Genomic DNA, 17,833 nt, shown 5'->3' with positions numbered 1-17,833 from the left:
TATTTCCTCTAAGGTTACCTGCGATATTTTGCTTATGGTTGAGGGTGAGTATTTAAGTTCAAACACGCTTTCAAGAGCCTGGGCTACTGCTCTTGCACTCATACCAGAGGCAAACATCCCAAGTATTAAGTCTTCAAGATTGATATCTCTTCTTCTATAAGGTTCTATCAACTTTGTTCTGAATTTTCCCTCTCTATCTCTTGGAATTCTCAGATTTTCAAGCTTACCGATAACAGTATCTAAGTTTCTAACGTAAAAGCCGTTCTTTGTTCCTCCATGTTCTTTAAGAAACACTTCTCTTTCAGCCGTCATGATTGACTCTAAGGTTTGCTTTACCACTTCCTTAACTAGGTCTGGTAAAATCTTCTGTAGTTCCATTTTTGCCTCCTGGGGTTGGTATTTGTGGGGTGTTCCCCAGGAGGTTATCCCATTTCTCAAGCTTACACAAAATATCGTACACTACCAGCTTGCCACACTTGATGCTTTTTTAAATGATCCTTTAAAGGTGTGGAATTGGTATCTTTACCGTATGTGGTTAATAGCAAATGCAATCCCGAATCCCGGCCATATTGCAATTGTAAATTTTGAGAACTTTTTAAAAGATAGGGTTGTAGTTATTACTCAAAATGTTGATGGCTTGCACAGAGAGGCAGGTTCGAAAAACTTTTTAGAGCTTCACGGCAATATCTTTGAGGGGAAATGTAAATTTTGCGGTGCGGTATTTACAGAAAAAGAGTTTGCTAACATTTTCCCTTATGTAGATAAGGAGTTTTTAAAAGGACTTTCCGATGTTGATTTCAAAGAAAAGATTCTGGAAGGGTTTACTGAAAGAGACTTACCTATTTGTCCTGTCTGCAGAGAGATTCTAGGTCCGGGGGTTGTATGGTTTGGGGAAGCTCTTCCCGAAGACGTTTTGTCTCAAGCCTTTTCTGTGTCTAAAGGTTCGGACGTTTTTTTCTCTGTTGGTACTTCTGCTCTTGTTCAGCCTGCAGCTGCACTTCCAATAGTTGCGAAGGAATCTGGTGCTGTTTTGGTTGAAGTTAATCCTGAGGAAACTTCCCTTTCAAAACAGTGTGATTTTGTTTTTAGAGGTTCTGCTGCCAGGGTTTTGCCCGCTATTTTCAAGGAGGTTAAAAATCTATGAAAAAGTGTTCGTGTAGAAAAGGAAAAAGTTTGAAATTGCTCATTTCCGACGAGATGAAGGAACTTTTTCGTTTTATGAAAAGGTATCCTGAGGTTAAACCTTTTGTTTTTGCTCTTATTAATACTTACAGGCCTACAGATTCTGATAGGGTGACTGCTGAAAGAGTTTTCCATGCAGTCAGAGAGTGTTACGAGCTCGGTATTTTCTCCTTTGCCGCAGCTGTAGAGTTACTGTCCATTCTAAAATCTTTTTTTCTTAGGAGAACTGACTCGCAGAGGGGAAATTTTCTGGAAGCGGTGCTTTCAAAGAACGGGCCTGTTTGCCTCAAAGGCAGGGTGAGGCGATTTAATCAGTGCAGGCTTTACAAGGGAATGATGAAGATTTCTGACAAAGAGGTAGATGTTGCTTTTTCTGGGCCCAAAGGGCTGGAGATTCACGAATGTAAAGCCAACATGGTAAGGCAGTGGAGGGATCCCCTTTATAAAAGGACCAAGAAAGGCAGAAAGCTCAAGTTTTTAAACGATGTCGTGGAGGAGTGCGGGCAGCAGACATTTGCCTTTTGCACTGGACTTGACGGTAATTTTGCAACCAAATATATAAGAGAACTGTTTAAAGCTTACGGTTATAGGAATTTGCTTGTAGCAGGAAGAAAAGATCTGATTTAAAGCAGATTGTTTTCCTTGAAACTGAAAAAGCTTTCTCTTCCGATTATTATGTGATCCAGAACTTCAATATCAAGGAGCTTTGCCGCCTTTGTCAGTTTTTCCGTTATGTAGATATCTTCTTTAGACGGAGCAGGTTCTCCTGATGGATGGTTGTGAAAAAATATTACGGCAACAGCTAAATCTTTTATTGCTGGATGGAATACTTCTTTTGGAGATATGTGAGAGAAGTTTGCTCCGCCCTTTGTAATGTTGTGGATATTTATTAATTCTCCCTTAATGTTCAGTGTTACTGTGCCGAATATTTCAACTTTTTCATATTTTAAGTGGTCAAGGAGGGTGGCAACGGCTTCCGGTGAATCTATCTTCCTCTTCTCTTTCGTTTTGCCCGCCCTTCTTCCGACTTCAATTGCGGCTTTTAGCGTTATTGCTTTTGTTTTTCCGAGACCTTTAAAGTGGGAAAGTTCGTTTATGGATGCTTCAGAAAGTCCCTCTATTCCTTTAAAGTGTATTAGAATCTCTCTTGCAAGGTCTATTACGTTTTTCCCTTTAATACCTGTTCTAAGAAGTATGGCAATTATTTCAGCATCTGTCAGGTTTTCGGCACCCAATTTAAGGAGCTTTTCTCTTGGACGATCAGATTCAGGAAGATCTTTTATCCTGTAAAAACTCAATGGTTCTCCCGATAGATGGTTAGGGAAGGGGAGAGATTACTCTTCCCCTTTATCTAATTCTCTTAGAACTGTTGCACACCTGGGGCATACATCCGGATATTCTGGATCTTTTCCAACATCTTCTGAGTACATCCAGCATCTTTCACACTTTTTACCAGATGCTTTATTTAGGCTGACCTTTGCTCTTTTTATTATTTCAGCATCTTCTATGGCTGTTTCTGGTGCTTCTTCAATCGGTTTAACAGTTGCCTTTGATGTTATGAAAATGTAAGGCAGTTCTTTTTCGTATTTTTTAAGGAGCTGGTAAAGGTCACCGTCTGCATAGACTGTTACTGCAGCTTCAAGGGAATGGCCGATTAACTTTTCAGCTCTTGCCGTTTCTGTAGCTTTATTTACGAGACTTTTCACCTTTATAAGTTTTTCCCAAACGGGAAGGAGTTTTTTCTCTTCCGGGATTTCGCCTTTGAACTCTTCGATGAATACCGATTCTTCTTTCTTTCCTGGGATATGAGAATAGACTTCTTCCATCGTAAAGGATAGTATGGGTGCGAGAAGTTTTGTGAGTTCTCTTATGATTATGTAAATTGCGGTTTGTGCGCTTCTCCTCTTTTTAGAATCGGGAAGTTCGCAGTAAAGTGTATCTTTAAGAATGTCAAGATATGTTGCGCTGAGTTCTGTTGCACAGTAGTTATATACTAAGCGATATATTCTGTTAAATTTAAAGTCTTCGTAATGTTTGATGATCTCTTTTTTAAGACCGGAAAACCTTGTAAGTGCCCATCTATCTATCTCTTCCATTTCGCTGAATGGGACAGTGTCTTTTTCGGGATCAAAGTCGCTCAAGTTCCCGAGTATAAATCTCATTGTGTTCCTTATCTTTCTGTAAACATCAGCTATTTGTTTAAGGATTTCGTTTGAGATTCTTACGTCTTCTGTAAAGTTTTCACTTGATACCCAGAGTCTAAGGATGTCAGCGCCGAACTGTTTTATGACGTCCTGAGGTGGAATAACGTTCCCGAGGGATTTGCTCATTTTCCTTCCCTGTTGGTCAAGGGTGAAACCGTGTGTTAGAACCGATTTATATGGAGCTTTTCCCCTTGTTCCACAGGATTCAAGGAGACTTGCCTGGAACCAGCCTCTGTGCTGATCGGAACCTTCAAGATACATGTCTGCAGGCCAGGAAAGCTCTTCTCTCCTTTCAAGAACGGCAGCGTGGGAGCTTCCTGAATCAAACCATACATCAAGAATATCCATCTCTTTCTTAAATTCCGTTCCGCCACACTCAGGACAGGAGAAACCTTCCGGTAGTAGCTCTCTGGCTTCTTTTTCATACCAGGCGTCTGCACTTTCTCTTTCAAAGATATCTGCGACATAGTCTGCAATTTCCTTTGTTGCTATGAGCTTGCCGCAGTTTTTACAGTAAAACGCAACAATCGGGACGCCCCATATTCTCTGCCTTGAAATACACCAATCGGGTCTTTGCTCAACCATGTTGCTGATTCTTATCTCTCCCCATTCAGGAATCCACTTAACCTTTTTAATCTCTGAAAGAGCTGTTTCTCTAAGTGTGGGTTTACCTTTATCGAGGGCGATAAACCACTGAGGTGTTGCCCTGAAGATTACAGGTTTTTTACACCGCCAGCAGTGAGGATATGAGTGGTTTATCTCTTCAACAAGCATAAGGTGTCCGATTTCTTTTAATCTTTCGATGATGATGTCGTTGGCCTTCCATATCTTCATGCCCTGTAGCCATTCCGGTGCTTCTTCCGTAAATCGACCGTAGTCATCAACAGGTGCAAGTACTGGAAGGTCATAACCTTTTGCCGCTATGTAGTCCTCCTCACCGTGGCCGGGTGCACTATGAACCACACCGGTTCCCGTTTCGTCGGAGACGAAATCTGCCAGTATTGCGAATCCTTCTCTGTCTACGAATGGATGTTGGTATTTTACTTTTTCAAGCTCTTTGCCTTTAAATGTTTTTACAGGTGTTAGTTTCTTTTTTGTTTTCTCTTCAAATTCTTTGACTAAAGTGGTTGTTATTATGTAGTGTTCTCCTGTTTCTTCATCTTTTAGCAGTTGATATTCAAGTTCTGGATGGAGGATGACGGCAACGTTTGCAGGTAGAGTCCAGGGTGTTGTTGTCCATATTACGAAATAGCTCTTTTCCGGGAAGTTTTTATCTTTTATCTCAAACTTTACGTAGATGGATTTTGATGTTTCGTCTTTATATTCGATTTCTGCCTCTGCAAGGGCGGTTGTGCAGTTGGGACACCAGTAAACCGGCTTTTTAGCCCTGTAAACGAGCCCTTTGCCGTAGAATTTGGCAAGTTCTCTTAAAATGTCTGCCTGATAACGTGGTTTCATCGTTATGTATGGATTTTTCCAGTCTCCCATAACGCCGAGTCTGATAAACTCTTCTTTTTGAATCTTTATCCAGTTTTCAGCATATTCCCGGCACTTTTTCCTTACTTCTACCGGATCAACTTCATCTTTTCTCTTTTTAAGCTTCTGAAACACAGCTCTTTCAATAGGTAGGCCGTGGCAGTCCCACCCCGGAACGTAAGGTGTAAAGTATCCTGCCATAGCTCTTGATTTTACGATGATGTCTTTTAAAACCTTATTTAGAGCATGACCTATGTGAATGTGTCCGTTCGCGTATGGTGGTCCGTCGTGGAGGACGTACTTTTTACTTTTATCTTTCTTTTCCAGAACCTTTCTGTATAAGTCTATCTCTTCCCACTTTTCGAGTATCTCTTTTTCCTTTTTGGGTAAATTGCCTCTCATGGGAAACGATGTTTTTGGAAGATTCAATGTCTCTTTGTAATCTCTCTTCTCTTCTGACATTTTAAGTCCTCCGCCTCTATAAACTTTCAGTAGCCAATAATTATACTACTTTGTTTTAGTGGTCGGTTAAAGATACAACCATTCTTTGATGATTCTGAAAATCAGTTGATAGAAGTTATCAATAATTTTATTAATTTGTAATTTTCTTTTCACCACTTGACGGTGAGATTATGATGCGGTAAATTTATAATTGGTAAAGATAAATAAACAGATAAGGGAGGGAATTATGCGTAGTTCTGGTTTTACCTGAGGTGTTTCTAAAAAAATCAGAATAAGGTTTTTTAAGAACCTGCACGAAGGGGGATTAAATGTCTACTAAAAAACCATTTCTCATCTGTGCAGGGGGGCTTGTTTTAGGACTTTTTATCTCTCTGTTGGTGGCGCAGGGAGTTAAATACTCTTCTACTTCAGAGTTTTGTGCCTCCTGCCACGAAATGAAGTTTGTTTACGATACGTGGGAAAAGAATGCTCACGGGCCACTCAGCGGTTCTGCCGGGGCATGCAAGGCTTCATGTGTAGATTGTCATATGCCTCATAACGCCAATGTAGCTACCTATCTGTTTGTTAAAACAAAAGCAGCAGTTAGGGATGTTATCGGACATATTAGAGGACCAGAAAAGTTTGATTGGGTTAAAAACCTTGATGAAAGAAACCGCTATACCTATGAGTCTTCATGTAAAGGGTGTCATAAGGTTATTTCAGACAACATTATGCATGAAAAATATAAGAAAGGTGAAACGGATAAAACCTGTATTGATTGTCACCACGGTGTAGGGCACGGTGATTATTTCAGAGAAAAACTCGAAGCAATGCTTTCAAAAGGTATGATGGCAGAAAAGTAATTAGAGGCGAGGGAGGTAATGATGAGAAGTCTTATTAAAGCGGCGATGCTTTTTGGAATAGGACTCTGTCTTTCATCATCTGTTTTTGCTATTCCGTCACATGCAGCAATAGAAAAAGCCGATGTTGATGGAATGTTTTACACTTCTACGAAAGAAGGATTTTCCAAAGAAAGTCGGGCCTGTATAGAGTGCCATATTAAAAAGACGCAATTTGTTGTAAATGACTGGAAAAGGTCCGCTCACTATAAGTTTAAAGTAGGTTGTTACGAGTGTCATAAGTCTGATAAAAGCAATCCGGCAGCTTACGAACACCATGGCTTTATAATTTCTACTCTTGTTACGCCAAAAAGCTGTGCAAAGTGTCACCCGAAGATTGTTAAAGAATATACGGCTTCTATTCATGCCCATTCTGGTTTGATTGCTCAGAAAGCAGAGGCAAAAGCAGGTGGAAACTTTGCCGTTATAGTTCTTAAAGCTCTTGGCTGGAAAGCTACCAGAAAAATTCCTCATCAGAACACTTACGGTGAATCAACCTGGAAAGATATTGTTAACGATCCTGTATGGATTTATGCTGGAGTTCCTAAAGAGCTTCAATCGCCTGCACCTGAAGCTGGAGCAGTTGTTAAAATCTTTGCTAACTGGGGCTGTTACTCATGTCATGGTACTAAGATCACTATAGTTAAGAAAACAAAAGACAGGGTGGTCTTTGACTTTAGAACATGGCCTATGCAGGGTGCTGGAACCATTAACCCTGACGGAAGTATTGGAAACTGCGCCGCATGTCACCCGTTTCACAGCTTCAGGTTAAAAATTGTTAGGGCAGGTATCGGTGCTTGTGGTAGATGTCACGAATCTGAAGACCATCCAAACTATGAGATGTTTGGAAAGTCCATGCATGGTGCAATGTTCCTTTCACAGTTTAACGAGTGGAATCTTGATAAGCCTATTCTGAAGGCCGGCGTTGACTACTTTGCTCCGACTTGCGATAGCTGTCACATGGGTGCTGTCTTTAAAGGCGATAAAATGATTTACGCTCCGACTCATAACCCGGCATCTATCTGTAAGTGGAAGCTTGGTATGTGGAGGCTTGTATTTGTAAGGAAACATGGCAAACCTCATCCAGCTCTTCCGTCTGTTAAATATCCTACTGACGGTCTTGAGAACAGGAAGAGGGCGTTTGCCGTTTGCACTCAGTGTCATACAAAGCAGTGGGCTGCAAACTGCTTTGTTGGTGGAGACCTTTCCATCGGATTCCTTGACAGCTTGAGAAGAATTGCGTTTGATGTTGAGAAGAAACTTGAACAGGAAGGACTTGCTACGCCTATTGATAGAAAGATTGTTAGAAATATCGGTGCAATGGCTGTTAGACCTACGGAGATTGCAATGTTCCATTACGCTCCGGGTTATATCTGGTGGGACGGTGTATTTAAAGCATCAACTGAACTTGTTGAGTGGCTTGAAGATAGTGTAACGCCAAGGCTTGGTGCAGACTATGTAAGCAAGTATGTGCCCTGGATTAAGAGCTACGAGGAGAAACTCAAGGCTTATAAAGAGTCACATCATATCGATTAATTTAACGGGCGGGAATCTCACCCGTTTGTTTAATCTTCGTCTGCGGTTTTGTAATACTTGAGTAGGGTAAATTTAGATGCGGGCTTTGCCCGCATTTTTAAATGGAGGTATTCTATGGGAGTTTTGTTATCAATCTTCTTTTCTGTTTTTATTCTTTTCGGAAATGTTTATGCTGCCGAATGCGTTGCTACGACAAAGGTTGATAATCTGTGCGTGACAGTTCCTGAGATTAAAAGTTACTATAAGCAGTATAAACAGCAGAAGTTGGCTGCTGTTGGAAAGGGTAATTGGTATTTTACTCTGGCGGACCTTATAGAAGCTACTAAAGATTTGACTTTTGAAAAAATTCTTACACATGAAGCCGAGAAGAGTGGAGTTGAAAAAACCTCCTATTTTAAGAGGTATAAAAAAGATATAGAAAATGAGTATAAAGAGATAGATAGTTATGTCAGCGGGCTCTTGAAGGCTAAAAAAATCAAAAGAGAAGAAGCAGAAAAGTTAAAGAAGAAATTAAAAAAAGCTACTTATATTAGATATTTGAAAAAAGCTTACCTTAATATGGAGCTTGCCGATTATTTGAAGATAACTTCAGATGATATAAGTAATTTCATGGAAGCTCATAAAGGGGAATATGGATTTAAAAAGGATCCCAATCATCCTAAAATGAAAGTTATTTCTAAAGTTGAGCTTGTTAAGCTTATAAGACAGGAGAAGAGAGCCCGTGTAGCTCAGGAGTTTGCAGTGTCTTTGTGGAAAAAATACGGTGTTAAGTTAAATGAGAAGTTACTTGAAAAGCTTGATAAAGAGTTAGATAAATAATGGAGATGCATATGAGGAAGATAATTACTGTTTTATCTGCTTTAATGATTGGAACGTCGGCTCTGGCTGCTCCGTTTAACCTGAATGCAAAGGATCCTCAGGATAGGGTTCTGGCAGTTTTTTATCTGTCGCGGACTAAAAATCCTATTTATGTTGAACGGTTTTGCCGTATTCTCTTAAATGACGGAAGTGAAAAGGTCAGGAAAGCCGCAGCGGAGGGTCTTGGTTATTACGGAAACAATACTAAAGCTTTTAACTGTTTGATTAAAGCTTTTAAAAAAGAGAATGTGGAGGATGTTAAAAAGGCTATTTTAATTTCTCTCTTTTCTTTTTCTGACATAAGGGCTGGTGACCTCTTCTGTCAAGTTTTAAAAGGTAGTTATTCTGATGATTTAAAGATTGCGGCTATTAAAGGGCTTGCAAAATACGATGTTTGTAGCAAAGAATTGGAAAAAGTCCTTAAAAAGGGAAATAGTTCTGAAGTAAAGGCTGCCCTCTTTGCTCTTTCTTTCAGGAAAGACAATGTTAAAGAAGTATATAAGTATCTTGACGCTACCGATCCACAGGTTAGATATCTTGCACTTTCTTACTACTTAACACATCGTCCTTCAAAGGCTGTTTTGAAAAAAATAGAGAGCGGTCTTGATACTTGGATAGAACCTAAGGTAAAATCGAAGGCTCTTGAAGTTGTTCTTACTTACGATAATAATCCTGACAAGGATATGTTCTTATCGGCAGTTTCTGATGAAGATATAAAGAGAAGACTTGCTCTAAGACTTCCTTTTGTCAAAAATAAAGCGGTATCATCAGAACTTTTGAAGCCATTTTTGAAGGATAATGATACGGTTGTTCTGACTTCTGCTTTGACTTATATAGGAAACTCAGGAAACAAGAAGTATTGTTCTCTTATTAAGGATTTTCTTTTTTCTTCAGATGAATCGGTAAGAAGTGCTGCTCTTTGGGCAGAGGGGAAATTGAGTTGTCCGGAAGGTGTGAAATATCTGCTCGGAATAGTATCGGATTTTAACAACGATGATTCTTTAAGGCTTCAGGCTGCGAAGATGCTTTTGATGTTTGATAAATCTGTTTTGAAAAAGAATCTTCCGGCCATTAAAAAGATTTATGGTAATGAGATACTGGACGATGTAAAGGATAGCTTGTATAAGGTGATAGTTAAAGCTGAAAGTTAAAAGAAAGGGGGGAGAACCCCCCTGCTTTCAGGCTATTATTCAGCACTGATGCAATCTGTTGGGCACACTTCAACGCAAGCGCCGCAGTCGATACAATCTTCTGCAGAAATAGTGTACTTACCATCATCTGTTGGGTGAATAGCGTTTGTAGGACATACAGAAGCGCAAGCGCCGCATCCGATGCATCCTTCTTGGTCAATTACGTGAGCCATTTTCACCTCCCTTAAACTGTGAGAATTTCCTCCTCTTTTTTCTTGAGGAGTTCATCAATCTGCTTTACATATTTATCGGTAACTTTCTGGAGTTCATCTTTAAGCCTTTTAATTTCGTCTTCTGACACGCCGCCCTCTTTCTTCATCCTGTCAAGTTCTTTCATAAGTTCGTGGCGAATGTTTCTGATGGCTATTCTCGCCTGCTCAGCCATCTTTCCGGCTTTTTTGACAAGTTCTCTTCTTCTCTCTTCGGTAAGAGGAGGAAGGTTTATTCTTATCACATTTCCGTCTGTTTGAGGCATTACGCCCAAATCGGAGTTTCTTATAGCTTTTTCAATGTTGGGAACAACTGAAATATCCCATGGTTGAATGGCTATCTGTGTTGCTTCCGGAACAGAAATCTGGGCGAGCTGTTTTATAGGTGTCATTGTTCCATAGTAATCAACCTTTATGTCTTCAACTAGAACAGTTGAGGCTCTGCCTGTTCTGAGTCCTGCGAATTCCGATTTCAAAACGTCAACGCTTTTTTTCATTCGTTTGTCAGCATCTTTTATAATGTCGCTCATAGTGCCTCCCCTTCTACGACTGAACCTACATTTTCACCTTTTACCACCTTTTCAAGGTTTCCAGGTTTTCGAACATCAAATACAACTATCGGTATTCCGTTTTCCATGCAGAGTGATACCGCAGCGGAATCCATCACTTTTATACCTTTTACTATAACATCTTTATATGATATTTTGTCAAGTTTTACAGCATTCTTATCTTTCATAGGATCTGCCGTATAGACGCCATCAACTTTTGTTGCTTTAAGCAGGATGTCGGCGTTTATTTCTGCTGCGCGAAGTGCTGCTGCAGTGTCGGTTGTAAAGAACGGATTTCCCGTGCCTGCGGCGAATATGACCACCCTTCCTTTTTCAAGATGTCTAATTGCTCTTCTTCTGATGTAAGGTTCTGCTATTTCTCTCATTTCAATTGCTGAGAGAACGCGTGTTTTGAGCCCTTTTTTCTCAAGGGCATCTTGAAGTGCAAGAGCGTTCATAACCGTCGCAAGCATTCCCATATAATCTGCCGTTGCTCTGTCCATTCCTTGCGTTGCACCTTTTACACCTCTGAAGATGTTGCCTCCGCCGATTACAATGGCGAGCTGGACATTTAAATCGGCAACTTTTTTTATCTCTTCTGCAAGGGAACTTAGAAATTCTGGATCTATACCGTAGGAGTGGTTTCCCTGTAGAGCTTCACCGCTGAGTTTCAGGAGAATCCTATTGTATTTTATGTCTTCCATTGTTCTTTTCCTTGAAGAAGGTTAAAGGAGAGGGGGGATTATTCCCCTACTCCGAATCTGCAGAATCTTTTAACTTTAATGTTTTCACCGAGTTTTGTGATATATTCTTTAACAAGGTCTCCGATTGTTTTGCTGTCATCTTTGATCCATGGCTGGTCAAGGAGGCAGTTTTCTGAGTAGAATTTGTTGAGTCTTCCTTCAACGATTTTCTCAACGATGTGTTCAGGCTTTCCTTCTGCAAGAGCCTGTTCTTTGAGAATTTCTTTCTCTTTTTCGATAACTTCTGCAGGAACCTCTTCTCTGCTTACGTATTTAGGATTCATTGCAGCAACCTGCATGGCTATTTCGTGACCTAAGGCTTTGAAGTCTTCTGTTCTTGCCACGAAGTCTGTTTCGCAGTTAATTTCAACTAAAGTACCAACTTTACCACCTGCGTGGATGTAAGAAACTATAATTCCTTCGGCGGTTGCTCTGTCAGCTTTTTTGGCAGCTTTAGCAGCCCCTTTCTTTCTGAGAATTTCAATGGCCTTTTCCATGTTGCCTTCAGCTTCCTGAAGGGCTTTTTTACAATCAACGATACCTGCACCTGTCTTTTCTCGGAGTTCTTTTATCATTTGTGTTGTTATTTTAGCCATTATTATTCCTCCTCTGGAATAAATTCAACTTCCTCTTCTACTTCTTCACCTTCAGCAAGTTTTATTGCATCTTTTCTCATTTTTCCTTCAAGAACGGCGTCTGCGATTCTTGATGTGAGAAGTCTTATTGCCCTGATAGCGTCGTCGTTTGCAGGAATTGGGTAATCAATAAGGTCAGGGTCGGCATTTGTATCAACGAGGGCAACTATCGGAACGCCTGCCTTTCTTGCTTCTGTAACGGCATTTTCTTCTCTTACTACGTCAACAATAAATAGGGCGTCAGGAATTCTTTTCATGTTTTCAATTCCGCCAATGTACTTCTCAAGCTTCTCTTTTTTTCTTTTAAGCTTCATAGCTTCTTTTTTGGGGAGCTTTTCAAAAATGCCTTCTTCTTCCATCTTCTTGAGCATTTTGAGTTTGAAAATGCTCTTTTTGATAGTTTCGAAGTTTGTGATTATTCCACCGAGCCATCTCTTGTTGATGTAAAACATACCGCATCTTTCGGCTTCTTCTTTTACGATGTCCTGTCCCTGTTTTTTTGTGCAGACAAAAAGAATTGTTCCGCCGTTTGCCACTAAGTTAGCAACATAGTCGTAAGTTTCATCGAAATACTTGAGAGTTTTTTGAAGGTCAATGATGTGGATACCGTTTCTCTCCGTGAAGATGAACCTTTTCATTTTGGGGTTCCATCTCTCTTTCTGGTGACCGAAGTGAACCCCGGCTTCAAGAAGTTCTTTCATTGTGATTCTTGAGCCTTTTGGCCTTGGCTTGAATGTTTCTTCTTTTGTTTCTTCCTGCTGCTCTGTTGTTGCTACTTTTTGCTCTTGTGTTTCTTCTTTCCTGATTTCTTCTGACATCTTTCCTCCTGGGGTTTGGTTTTGCCTCCCATCCCGTCATCTTCGGAGAGAACCCTTTAAGGGCACCCCTCTCCGAATCGGGGAAGGTGAGTTGTCGTTGGTAATATATTGGAATTTCACTATACAGTCAATAGAATTACTCTTGACTCTGATAGCTTCCAATTTTTCTGAATTTTCTGTATCTGTCTTCTTTAAGTTCTTCTGGAGACATTTTCAGCAGTTCTTTAAGGTGCTTTTCTACGTATTCTTCGAATTTTTTGAAGGTAAATTTGTAGTCTTTATGAGCACCTTCCAGAGGTTCAGGTATTATATCGTCAATTATGCCGAGCTCTTTCAAGTATTTTGACGTTAATTTGAGGGCTTCTGCCGCTTCTTTTACCTTGTCCTGAGATTGCCAGAGTATCGCAGCGCATCCTTCCGGTGATATTACAGAATAGACAGCATTTTCATACATAAGTAGTCTGTTGGCGACACTTATGGCTAAGGCGCCACCGCTTCCTCCTTCACCAATTATGACACTTATAATGGGAACTTTCATCTTTGACATTTCAAGAAGGTTTTTTGCTATGGCTTCTGATTGTCCGTGTTCTTCTGCTTCGATTCCAGGAAATGCTCCGGGTGTGTCAACCAGTGTAATAATCGGCTTGCCGAATTTTTCTGCAAGCTTCATGACTCTCAATGCTTTTCTGTAATCTTCAGGTGTTGGCATACCGAAATTTCTTGTTATCTTATCTTTTGTATCTCTTCCCTTTTCCTGGGCTATGACACATACAGGAATGCCTTTAAAATATGCAAATCCAGCAATAATTGCCTTTCCGTCGCCGCAGTGTCTATCGCCGTGAAGTTCTACAAACTCTTCAAATACGTTGTTTATAAAATCGATAGCGTGGGGACGATCAGGGTGTCTTGCTAAAAGCACCTTGTCCCAAGGAGTAAGGTTGGAGTAGAACTCCTCTATTTTTTTCTGGAACTTTTCTTCTATCTCTCTAATCACCTGTGGGTCGTGCTTCCCTTTTTCTTTTAGTTCTTCTATTTTCTTTCTAAGTCTTTCTACCTTCTTTTCAAATTCTAACAAAACTGCCATTCTGTCCCTCTCAAAGGATTTTTATCCTTTCTTCTCCTAACATCTTTTTAAGACTTCTTAAAATAGCCACATCTACCGGTATTGCAAAGTCTGGATGTGTTTGCAGTTGTATTATGTATCCGTTTGTTTCAAGTTCAATTACTACCGGTTTTCCATCAGGAGAGCTGTTTGTTTCTAAGAATTCTTTTAACCGTTCTAAAAATTCTTCGGAAAAGATTGTATCATCAATTTTAAGGACAATTCTATTTATAACGTCGGAAAGTTTCCTTTCAAAGCGTCCGATTTCTCTGGCTATTATAGAGATGCTTCCTTCTTCTTCTCTCACTGTTCCTTTCACTATAACGACGTTACCTTCTGTCAGGAGTTCTGCTGATTCTTTGAAAACGTTTGGAAATACAAGGACGTTGAGAACACCTTCGAGGTCTGTTATTTCAATGTTTGCCCACATTTCTCCTCTTTGTGTTCTTCTCGTTTTTACGAATGTTATAGCACCGGCTATGGTTACATCCTGGCCGTCTTTCCATTCGCTTTTGTGTGATGAAGTGTCAAAACGCAAGGGAACAAGAGCTTGATACTCTAACAAGGGATGCCCTGAGAGATAGAATCCTATGGCTGCTCTTTCGTATTCCAGTTTTATCCTTTCAGGCCATTCCTCCGTTTCGATGTATTCTTTTCGTATTACTGAAGTTTCGTCTCCAAACAAACTCATAAGGCCTTTGTTTTTTGTTTTTTGAATGCTTTGAGCTGCTGCCATTGCTTTTTCAAGTGTTGCAAGGAGTGTTGCTCTGTTATATCCTGTAGAATCAAAAGCCCCCGCTTTTATAAGTGCTTCAAGAACTTTTCGGTTTACCTGTCTCATGTCCACTTTTTCACAAAAGTCGTAAAGGTCTGAGAACTCTCCTTCTCTTTCTCTTGCTTCCACTATAGCTTCTGCAGCTTTTTCCCCAACACCTTTTATCCCTGCCAGCCCAAACCGTATTGCACCATTTTCAATTGTAAACTTGGCGCCGCTTCTATTTACGTCAGGCGGCAGTATTTCAATATTGTTTTCCCTGCAATCTTTTATGAGTTTGACTATTTCATCGGCGTTGTCATAGTCTATGGACATCATTGTTGCCATGAGTTCCTGAGGGTAATGGGCTTTCAGGTATGCAGTAACGTAGGCAAGGTATCCGTAAGCGGCGGAGTGAGATTTGTTAAATCCGTATTCTGCAAACTTTGCAATGTCGTCAAACAGCTTTTCTACTTTGTCTTTTGGATAACCTTTTTCAACGGCACGTTTTACAAATATGGAGCGTTGCTCTTCCATTATCTCTTTCTTCTTTTTACCCATTGCACGGCGCAAGAGATCAGCTTCTCCAAGTGAGTAACCGGCAAGAACGTTTGCTATCTGCATTATCTGTTCTTGATAGATGAAGAGACCGTATGTCTCTTTTAGGTAAGGTTCAAGTTCCGGGAAAATGTAATCGACCGGTTCCTGGCCGTGTTTTCTTCTAATGTAGTTTTCAGCCATTCCTGAGTTGAGAGGTCCTGGACGGTAAAGGGCAACGAGAGCGACGATGTCTTCTATAGATTCTGGTTTTAGCCGTTTCATCAGGTTTCTCATACCCGGTGATTCAAGCTGGAATACGCCTACGGTGTTTCCTTCCTGAAGCAGTTTGTATGTCTTTTCATCGTCGAGCGGAAGTGTTTTCAGGTCAATCTTTTTGTTTCTTGTCTTTTCAACAAGTTTTATGGTTTTATCAATAATAGTAAGGGTTTTTAGTCCTAAAAAGTCCATTTTAAGGAGACCTAACTTTTCAACCTGTCCCATTTCATACTGGGTGGTTATGTCTCCATCTTTACTCCTTGCTAAAGGAATAAAGTTTGTCAGTGTTTCTGGTGTAATAACGACACCGGCAGCGTGTACGCCGGTTTGCCTTGTTAATCCCTGAAGTTTTGAGGCGATTTTCGCCATCTTTTTATAAAGTTCGTTACTCTCTATAAGTTCCTTCAGCTCCGGTGCTTTCTCTATTGCGTCTTCAATTGTTTTGGCGTCATCAGGGATAAGTTTTGCTATTCGGTCAACTTCTCCGTAGGGAATGTCAAGAACTCTTCCCACGTCTCTTATGACGCCTTTCGGTTTCAGTGTTCCAAATGTAATAATCTGGCAAACTTTGTCGTTTCCGTATTTTTCCCTTACGTACTGGATAACTCTGTCTCTTCCGTCCTGACAGATGTCAACGTCTATATCGGGCATTGTTACTCTTTCTGGGTTGAGGAATCTTTCAAATAGAAGGTTAAATCTTAAAGGGTTTATGTCTGTTATTCCTATAGCGTAGGCAACAAGTGAGCCTGCTGCCGAACCTCTTCCCGGTCCTACAGGTATGTCGTTTTTCTTTGCCCAGTTGATAAAATCCCAAACAATAAGAAAGTATCCCGGAAATCCCATGTTGTCTATGATTTTAAGCTCGTAGTAGAGCCTTTCTCTATACTGTTTTTTGATTTCTCCATCTTTTATTCCAAGTTCTTTAAATCTTCTTTCAAGGCCTTTTTCTGCAAGCTCTTTCAGGTAACTTGAGTAGGTGTATCCTTCGGGAACTTTGTATTTTGGCAGATGATAGCCGTCATTTTTTATTTCAACGTTTATCTTTTCCGCTATCTTAAGCGTGTTTGTTATGGCTTCGGGAACTTCTTTGAATATCTTGAACATTTCTTCGCCATTTTTAAAGTAAAACTCTTTTGTCGGAAAGCGCATTCTTTTTTCGTCGTTGAGTTTTTTTCCTGTTTGAATACAGAGGAGAATATCATGGGCTTCCCAGTCCTCTTTGTTAAGGTAGTGGGCATCGTTTGTCGCTACGAGTTCTATGTCTAACTTTTTTGCTATCTCTATGAGGCCTCTGTTGGCTTTTTTCTGTTCTCTCATCCCGTGGTCTTGAAGCTCAAGGTAGAAGTCTTCACCGAATAGGTCTTTATACCACTTTGCCGCCTTTTCAGCTTCTTCGTACTGTCCCTTGAGGTAAAGGAGTGGTATTTCTCCCTGGATGCAGGCGGACATTGCTATAAGTCCTTCGCTGTACTTTTCAAGAACTTCTTTGTCTATGCGGGGCTTGTAATAAAATCCTTCTATAAAGGCAATGGAGCTTAACTTCATGAGGTTTTTTAAGCCGGTTTCGTTTTTGGCAAGAAGAACAAGGTGGTAACTTCCTTTCTCTCCCGCTTCTTTTCTGTCAAATCGGGAGCCTTTTGCTATGTAAAATTCCTGTCCGATTATCGGTTTTATATCTTCTTCTTTACATGTGTTGTAAAGTTCTAAAGAAGCGAACATGTTGCCGTGGTCTGTAACGGCAACAGCGGGCATGCCAAGCTCTTTGGCCTTTTTTACCATCTCTTTTATCTTTATGGCACCGTCGAGAATCGAGTACTGAGAGTGAAGGTGAAGATGAACGAAATCGCCTTTGCCTACCATTTAAATGTCTCCTCCGCTTTTTCTATCTTTCACTTAAATTATAACTTTCCCTTTAGGTAGGCATCTTTTCCTTCTAAATATAGAGCACAATCAAAATTGGTAGTGTACGATATTTTGTGTAAGCTTGAGAAATGGGATAACCTCCTGGGGAACACCCCACAAATACCAACCCCAGGAGGCAAAAATGGAACTACAGAAGATTTTACCAGACCTAGTTAAGGAAGTGGTAAAGCAAACCTTAGAGTCAATCATGACGGCTGAAAGAGAAGTGTTTCTTAAAGAACATGGAGGAACAAAGAACGGCTTTTACGTTAGAAACTTAGATACTGTTATCGGTAAGCTTGAAAATCTGAGAATTCCAAGAGATAGAGAGGGAAAATTCAGAACAAAGTTGATAGAACCTTATAGAAGAAGAGATATCAATCTTGAAGACTTAATACTTGGGATGTTTGCCTCTGGTATGAGTGCAAGAGCAGTAGCCCAGGCTCTTGAAAGCGTGTTTGAACTTAAATACTCACCCTCAACCATAAGCAAAATATCGCAGGTAACCTTAGAGGAAATA

At 40.3% G+C, this 17,833-nt stretch carries 17 protein-coding genes; 7 read left to right on the top strand and 10 right to left on the bottom strand.

The window, feature by feature from the left end; genetic code table 11:
* Positions 1–378, bottom strand: a 378-nt coding sequence (locus BLW93_RS07420; RefSeq protein ID WP_173790638.1) for a transposase, incomplete at its 3' end; no start/stop codon positions are given.
* Positions 379–400: 22 nt separating this feature from the next.
* Here BLW93_RS07420 and BLW93_RS07415 point away from each other — a divergent pair.
* Positions 401–1,144 carry a Sir2 family NAD-dependent protein deacetylase gene (locus tag BLW93_RS07415; RefSeq protein ID WP_076713449.1) on the top strand — a complete coding sequence of 248 codons (744 nt, stop codon included), beginning with the start codon at positions 401–403 and terminating at the stop codon, positions 1,142–1,144.
* Positions 1,141–1,809, top strand: a complete 669-nt coding sequence (locus BLW93_RS07410; RefSeq protein WP_076713448.1) for a hypothetical protein — start codon at positions 1,141–1,143, stop codon at positions 1,807–1,809. Before BLW93_RS07415 ends, BLW93_RS07410 begins: the two co-directional genes overlap by 4 nt.
* Here the strand turns inward: BLW93_RS07410 and radC are convergent.
* Both radC and ileS read right to left on the bottom strand, forming a co-directional pair.
* Positions 1,806–2,480: a RadC family protein gene (gene radC, locus BLW93_RS07405; RefSeq protein WP_076713447.1), complete on the bottom strand. Its 675-nt coding sequence runs from the start codon at positions 2,478–2,480 to the stop codon at positions 1,806–1,808. The genes BLW93_RS07410 and radC overlap by 4 nt on opposite strands.
* A gap of 36 nt (positions 2,481–2,516) precedes the next feature.
* A complete protein-coding gene (gene ileS, locus BLW93_RS07400) occupies positions 2,517–5,324 on the bottom strand; it encodes an isoleucine--tRNA ligase (protein ID WP_076713446.1) in 2,808 nt (935 codons plus the stop codon).
* Positions 5,325–5,632: 308 nt separating this feature from the next.
* Here ileS and BLW93_RS07395 point away from each other — a divergent pair, with 308 nt between their 5' ends.
* The 4 genes from BLW93_RS07395 to BLW93_RS07380 all read left to right on the top strand — a co-directional run bounded on the left by BLW93_RS07395 (position 5,633) and on the right by BLW93_RS07380 (position 9,747).
* On the top strand, positions 5,633–6,166 hold the full coding sequence (locus BLW93_RS07395; RefSeq protein WP_076713445.1) for a cytochrome c3 family protein: 534 nt from the start codon (positions 5,633–5,635) through the stop codon (positions 6,164–6,166).
* Positions 6,167–6,187: 21 nt separating this feature from the next.
* Positions 6,188–7,738, top strand: coding sequence for a multiheme c-type cytochrome (locus BLW93_RS07390; RefSeq protein WP_076713444.1), 1,551 nt, complete (start codon positions 6,188–6,190; stop codon positions 7,736–7,738).
* Between the two features lie 114 nt (positions 7,739–7,852).
* Positions 7,853–8,557, top strand: a complete 705-nt coding sequence (locus tag BLW93_RS07385; RefSeq protein WP_076713443.1) for a hypothetical protein — start codon at positions 7,853–7,855, stop codon at positions 8,555–8,557.
* Positions 8,558–8,568: 11 nt separating this feature from the next.
* Entirely contained in the window at positions 8,569–9,747 is a 1,179-nt protein-coding gene (locus tag BLW93_RS07380; protein WP_076713442.1) for a HEAT repeat domain-containing protein, read from the top strand.
* Positions 9,748–9,782: 35 nt separating this feature from the next.
* Here the strand turns inward: BLW93_RS07380 and BLW93_RS07375 are convergent, their stop codons facing one another.
* The 7 genes from BLW93_RS07375 to dnaE all read right to left on the bottom strand — a co-directional run bounded on the left by BLW93_RS07375 (position 9,783) and on the right by dnaE (position 17,271).
* The gene (locus BLW93_RS07375) at positions 9,783–9,959 is read right to left on the bottom strand and encodes an ATP-binding protein (protein WP_076713441.1); all 177 of its coding nucleotides are present in this window, start codon (positions 9,957–9,959) and stop codon (positions 9,783–9,785) included.
* An 11-nt stretch (positions 9,960–9,970) separates the two neighbouring features.
* The gene (frr, locus tag BLW93_RS07370; RefSeq protein ID WP_076713440.1) at positions 9,971–10,525 is read right to left on the bottom strand and encodes a ribosome recycling factor; all 555 of its coding nucleotides are present in this window, start codon (positions 10,523–10,525) and stop codon (positions 9,971–9,973) included.
* Positions 10,522–11,247 (bottom strand): UMP kinase, encoded by a 726-nt coding sequence (pyrH, locus tag BLW93_RS07365; protein ID WP_076713439.1) that lies wholly within the window; start codon positions 11,245–11,247, stop codon positions 10,522–10,524. Before pyrH ends, frr begins: the two co-directional genes overlap by 4 nt.
* A gap of 38 nt (positions 11,248–11,285) precedes the next feature.
* A complete protein-coding gene (gene tsf / locus BLW93_RS07360; protein ID WP_076713438.1) occupies positions 11,286–11,882 on the bottom strand; it encodes a translation elongation factor Ts in 597 nt (198 codons plus the stop codon).
* A 2-nt stretch (positions 11,883–11,884) separates the two neighbouring features.
* Complete coding sequence (gene rpsB / locus BLW93_RS07355) at positions 11,885–12,622, bottom strand: 30S ribosomal protein S2 (RefSeq protein ID WP_076713450.1); 738 nt, start codon at positions 12,620–12,622, stop codon at positions 11,885–11,887.
* A 253-nt stretch (positions 12,623–12,875) separates the two neighbouring features.
* Positions 12,876–13,823 carry an acetyl-CoA carboxylase carboxyltransferase subunit alpha gene (locus BLW93_RS07350; protein ID WP_076713437.1) on the bottom strand — a complete coding sequence of 316 codons (948 nt, stop codon included), beginning with the start codon at positions 13,821–13,823 and terminating at the stop codon, positions 12,876–12,878.
* A gap of 10 nt (positions 13,824–13,833) precedes the next feature.
* Positions 13,834–17,271 (bottom strand): DNA polymerase III subunit alpha, encoded by a 3,438-nt coding sequence (dnaE, locus tag BLW93_RS07345; protein ID WP_076713436.1) that lies wholly within the window; start codon positions 17,269–17,271, stop codon positions 13,834–13,836.
* A 124-nt stretch (positions 17,272–17,395) separates the two neighbouring features.
* Here dnaE and BLW93_RS07340 point away from each other — a divergent pair.
* On the top strand, positions 17,396–17,833 hold a 438-nt coding region (locus BLW93_RS07340; RefSeq protein ID WP_245791970.1), incomplete at its 3' end, for a transposase.

The organism is Desulfurobacterium indicum (assembly GCF_001968985.1).
Lineage (GTDB): Bacteria > Aquificota > Aquificia > Desulfurobacteriales > Desulfurobacteriaceae > Desulfurobacterium_A > Desulfurobacterium_A indicum.
This window is presented reverse-complemented; position numbering and strand designations above follow the sequence as displayed.

Bases quoted from the DNA above. Each gene is read 5' to 3' on its own strand.
- BLW93_RS07375 (WP_076713441.1), bottom strand. From the start codon at position 9,959: ATGGCTCACGTAATTGACCAAGAAGGATGCATCGGATGCGGCGCTTGC.
- BLW93_RS07385 (WP_076713443.1), top strand. From the start codon at position 7,853: ATGGGAGTTTTGTTATCAATCTTCTTTTCTGTTTTTATTCTTTTCGGA.
- BLW93_RS07410 (WP_076713448.1), top strand. From the start codon at position 1,141: ATGAAAAAGTGTTCGTGTAGAAAAGGAAAAAGTTTGAAATTGCTCATT.
- BLW93_RS07350 (WP_076713437.1), bottom strand. From the start codon at position 13,823: ATGGCAGTTTTGTTAGAATTTGAAAAGAAGGTAGAAAGACTTAGAAAG.
- BLW93_RS07390 (WP_076713444.1), top strand. From the start codon at position 6,188: ATGAGAAGTCTTATTAAAGCGGCGATGCTTTTTGGAATAGGACTCTGT.
- frr (WP_076713440.1), bottom strand. From the start codon at position 10,525: ATGAGCGACATTATAAAAGATGCTGACAAACGAATGAAAAAAAGCGTT.
- dnaE (WP_076713436.1), bottom strand. From the start codon at position 17,271: ATGGTAGGCAAAGGCGATTTCGTTCATCTTCACCTTCACTCTCAGTAC.
- rpsB (WP_076713450.1), bottom strand. From the start codon at position 12,622: ATGAAAGAACTTCTTGAAGCCGGGGTTCACTTCGGTCACCAGAAAGAG.
- ileS (WP_076713446.1), bottom strand. From the start codon at position 5,324: ATGTCAGAAGAGAAGAGAGATTACAAAGAGACATTGAATCTTCCAAAA.
- BLW93_RS07395 (WP_076713445.1), top strand. From the start codon at position 5,633: ATGTCTACTAAAAAACCATTTCTCATCTGTGCAGGGGGGCTTGTTTTA.
- BLW93_RS07380 (WP_076713442.1), top strand. From the start codon at position 8,569: ATGAGGAAGATAATTACTGTTTTATCTGCTTTAATGATTGGAACGTCG.
- tsf (WP_076713438.1), bottom strand. From the start codon at position 11,882: ATGGCTAAAATAACAACACAAATGATAAAAGAACTCCGAGAAAAGACA.
- pyrH (WP_076713439.1), bottom strand. From the start codon at position 11,247: ATGGAAGACATAAAATACAATAGGATTCTCCTGAAACTCAGCGGTGAA.